Annotated in this window: 2 protein-coding genes and 3 pseudogenes; 1 reads left to right on the forward strand and 4 read right to left on the reverse strand. The window is 67.1% G+C overall.

What is annotated here, in order from left to right; translation table 11 throughout:
• Nucleotides 1-145 precede the first annotated feature (145 nt).
• The 4 genes and pseudogenes from ACIRQP_RS42110 to istA all read right to left on the reverse strand — a co-directional run.
• A pseudogene (locus tag ACIRQP_RS42110) lies at nucleotides 146-256 on the reverse strand (IS5/IS1182 family transposase); the annotation flags it as partial.
• Between the two features lie 62 nt (nucleotides 257-318).
• On the reverse strand, nucleotides 319-780 hold the full coding sequence (locus ACIRQP_RS42115; protein WP_403900729.1) for an ATP-binding protein: 462 nt from the start codon (nucleotides 778-780) through the stop codon (nucleotides 319-321).
• Nucleotides 781-838: 58 nt separating this feature from the next.
• Nucleotides 839-1,096, reverse strand: a pseudogene (locus tag ACIRQP_RS42120) (ATP-binding protein); the annotation flags it as partial.
• Nucleotides 1,096-2,685 (reverse strand): IS21 family transposase, encoded by a 1,590-nt coding sequence (gene istA, locus ACIRQP_RS42125; protein WP_403900731.1) that lies wholly within the window; start codon nucleotides 2,683-2,685, stop codon nucleotides 1,096-1,098. The gene istA and the pseudogene ACIRQP_RS42120, both read right to left, overlap by 1 nt.
• Before the next feature lie 193 nt (nucleotides 2,686-2,878).
• Between istA and ACIRQP_RS42130 the strand changes: the two are divergent.
• Nucleotides 2,879-3,760 (forward strand): annotated as a pseudogene (locus tag ACIRQP_RS42130) (IS3 family transposase); the annotation flags it as partial.
• Between the last annotated feature and the right edge of the window lie 156 nt (nucleotides 3,761-3,916).

Genomic DNA, 3,916 nt, shown 5'->3' on the forward strand with positions numbered 1-3,916 from the left:
CCTTCGAGTCCGTCCCCGACCTCAAGACCGCCATCCGCGACTTCATCGACGGCTACAACACCCGCTGCAAGCCGTTCACCTGGACCAAGTCCGCCGACCAGATCCTCGACAAGATCAAGCGTAAATAGACTTCAAGCACGCAACACTAGTAGGTTCCTCGCCAGGTTGGTGCGGTCTCGTCCGTTATGTGCTTGGCAAGGTTGTCGATCGAGGCGATGTGGATCATGGCTTCGGAGCTGGCAGCGAGGGTTGTGAACGATCACGTAATTCCCCGGGGCGGGCGTCACGTAATTCCCCAGGTCCTGGCCTCGTCCATGTCTACTTGATCGAGGGCTTGTTTGTCTTCTCGGTGCCGCCTGCGCGGGGCCGCTTGTTGGGCCGGTAGCTCGGACCGTTCGTGATCACCTGGTGGCTGGTGTTGATGAGCCGGTCCAGGAGTGACTCGGCGACGACCGGGTTGGGGAAGAGCGGATACCAGTCGCTCGGTGCCCGGTTGCTGGTCAGGATCAGCGACCGGCCCTGCCGCTCGCTGACCAGCTCGTAGAGGTCGTCGGCTTGGGATGCGGTGAGTTGGCGCATCGCGAAGTCGTCGAGGATGAGCACGTCGGGCCGTACCAACTCGCGCAGCCGCCGATCCCAGGTCCGGTCGGCGTGGCCGCCGGCCAGGTCCGCCAGGATGCGGCTGGTCTTGGCGAAGCGGACGTTGGCGCCGAGCCGGATCGCCAGGTGTCCGAGTGCCTGGGCAACGTGTGTCTTGCCGACGCCGACCGGCCCGAACAAAATTTACGGACTCTCCGGTGTGGAGCCAGCGCAGTGCCGCGAGGTCGCGGATCTGGGCTGCGGGCAGCTTCGGGGAGGCGGAGAAGTCGAACTCCTCCAGGGTGGCCTGCTGCTCGAACTTCGCCCGGGCCAGGCGCCGTTGGAAGGCGACGGTCTCCCGGCGGGTGATCTCGTCCTGGCAGAGGATCTGGAGGAACTCCAGGTGCCCGAGCTCGCCGCCGTGGGCCTGGGCCAGGCGGGCGTCGAGGGTTTCCAGCATGCCGGAGAGCTTCAGCGCGCGAAGCGCGTCCCGCAGGGCGGTGTCCATGATGCTCATCACGCCACTCCTTCTTCGTGACGGTGGTCATCACGGTCGTCGTTCGTCATGTCGGGGGTCGTGGCGGTCGCGAAGAGCCGCGTCGGTCCGTGCAGAAACGCGGCGGCGCCGCCGTCGCCGGAGGATTCGGGGGCCGGTTCGGTCTCGGTGCCGGCGACGAGGATGCCCTTGATCGTGCGGTAGGACGGGTCACCGACCGCGATCGCCTTGGCGCAGGCGGCCTCCAGCCGCGTCTCGCCGTACTTCTTGCGCAGACCGAGGATCCCCTGGGCGGCGCGGAGCCGATAGAGCGCGTTGACCTCCAGCAGCTGGTCGATCACCTCGCGGCAGGCGGCGCCGAGCTGGACGGACTGGGTGCGGCACCAGGTCGGGGTCCGCATATGAAAGGCGATCTTCTCCGGCGGATAGTCGCCGCTGTCGGTGCGCTTGCCCTGCTCAAGTGCCGCGTGGGTCTTGACCAGTTCACCCTGGTCGAAGATCTGGACACTCACCGCGGTCGAGCGGACGTCCAGCCGCTTGCCGATCAGTTTCCACGGCACCGAGTAGAGGGTGCGGCCGACCTTGACGTGGATGTCCGGCCCGACGGCGGCGGTCGACCACTTCGCGAGCACGAACGGTGTCTTGGGCAGCGGCAGCAGCGTGTCGGCTTCGACGGCCTCGAAAACCGAGGCCGGGGCGGCCCCTCCCATCGGCCGGCACTGCCGCTGCCCGGCAACCTCGCGGGACCAGCGGACCGCTACTGACTGCATCTGTTCGAGGGAGACGAACTCCCGACCGCGCCAGAGTGAATCTCTGACATAAGGCATGGGCCTTTCGACCCTCGGCTTGTCTTTTGGCCGGCCTGCCCGCGCTGGATCCACCAACGCCCCGTAATGCGTGGCGAGTTCGGCATACGCCTTGTTAATTTTCGGGTCGTAGAGGTCGGGCTTGTCGACCCCGGTGCGCAGGTTGTCGGGCACCAGCCGGCGCGGGACACCGCCGAAGAAGCGAAACGCTTCGACGTGGGCTTCGGTCCAGGCGTGCTGGTCCAGGTGGATCACCGGGCGGACGAACATGTGCCGTGAGCATGGCAGCACCATCACGAACGCCCAGATCCGGTGGCGCTTCCCGCTGCGCGGGTTGATCCACTGGCCGAGGAAGCCGTAGTCGATCTGGGCCTCCAGGCCCGGCTCGACCTCGTCGCGCAGGACGGTGACCTGCGAGCGCTTCGTCTCCTCGGGCAGCGTCGCCGCTATCCACCGCCGCAAGCTGGACACCGACACCGTCAACTCGTGTTCGTCCCTCAGGCGTTGGTGGATCGTGGAGACGGTCACCGTCCCCAGCAGGCTCTTGATGTAATCGCCGTGCTTGTCGATCTCGGGCCAGGTCACCTGCCGCAGCCGCTTGTCGGCGAGCTCGGGAAACCAGCCCTTGATCAGTGAGGCCCAGTCCGCCTCGGTCATCGCCGGGCCGCCCGGGGCCATCCCGGCGGCCTCCGCCGGGGCCAGGTACTTCCTGATCGTCTTGCGGTCCAGGCCCAGCGACGCGGACAGCTCGCTCTTGGAACGGCCCGCATACCAGTGGACGTAGATCTCGGTCACATCGACCACGTTGAACGTTCTCCTTGCCATCGTGCGCTTCCCTCGACCTCGAACCACTGATCGAGGAAGCGTCCGTCTTCTCGACGGCCAGGACTATGACCCCCGCCACCCGCGATCCCCCTGGGGAATTACGTGACCGCGGGGGTGGGGAATTACGTGACGCGGAACCCGCCCCACCTGGGGAATTTCGTGATCGCTCACAGTTGCCGACCACCAGCGCCGCTACGGCCTCAAGCGGCTGTGCACCATCATCGGCATCGCCCGGTCCAGCTTCTACTACTGGCGCAGGACCGCGCCCGCGCGGGCCGCCCGGCAGGCCACCGACGACCAACTCGCGCGGCGAATACGCGCCGTGCATACCGCCTCGGACGGCACTTACGGGGTCCCGCGCATCACCGCCGAACTCCGTGACGACGGCGAGCACATCAACCACAAGCGCGTCGCCCGCGTCATGCGGTCCATCGGACTCGCCGGCCTGCGCCTGCGAAAGAAGCACCGCACCACGATCCCGGACCCGGCCGCCATGAAGGCCGCTGACCTGATCGGACGGGACTTCACCGCCGAGCGTCCGAACACCAAGTACGTCGGCGACATAACCTACTTGCCGGTCAGCGGCGCGAAGCCGCTCTACTTGGCGACAGTCATCGATCTGTGCTCACGCCGCCTGGCAGGCTGGGCGATCGCTGACCACATGCGGGCCGAACTCGTCATCGACGCCCTGGCGGCGGCCAAGCGAACCCGCGGCAGCCTCGACGGCGCGATCTTTCACTGCGACCACGGCTCGCAATATACGAGTGCCGCGTTCGCCGACGCCTGCGAGCAAGCCGGCGTGAGACGGAGCATGAGCGCCGTGGGCAGCAGCGCGGACAACGCCGCCGCGGAGAGTTGGAACGCGTCCATGAAGAGGGAGACGCTCAAGGGCGCGAAAGCATGGCCCACCACCCGTCACGCGCGGCTCGCGGCGTTCCGCTGGGCCAGCCGCTACAACACCCGGCGTCGACACTCCCGCCTCGGACAACGCTCCCCAATCGCCTACGAGAACGCGCTCTTCGAACCCTCAACTACACTCCCTCAAGCCGCATAACCCGTGTCCAACATCCAGGGTCAGGGCCCGGGGGCTTCTGCCCCCGAGTGTCGGTCACCGATACCCCCTGGGAGTCCGTGGCAGGGCCACGGGCACCGTTCGCTCCGGAAGCGGCCGATCCGGCGCCCGTGGCTCCACTCACGCTCTACTCCTCGT

It is taken from the genome of Streptomyces sp. NPDC102274, from assembly GCF_044766385.1.
Taxonomy (GTDB): Bacteria; Actinomycetota; Actinomycetes; order Streptomycetales; family Streptomycetaceae; genus Streptomyces.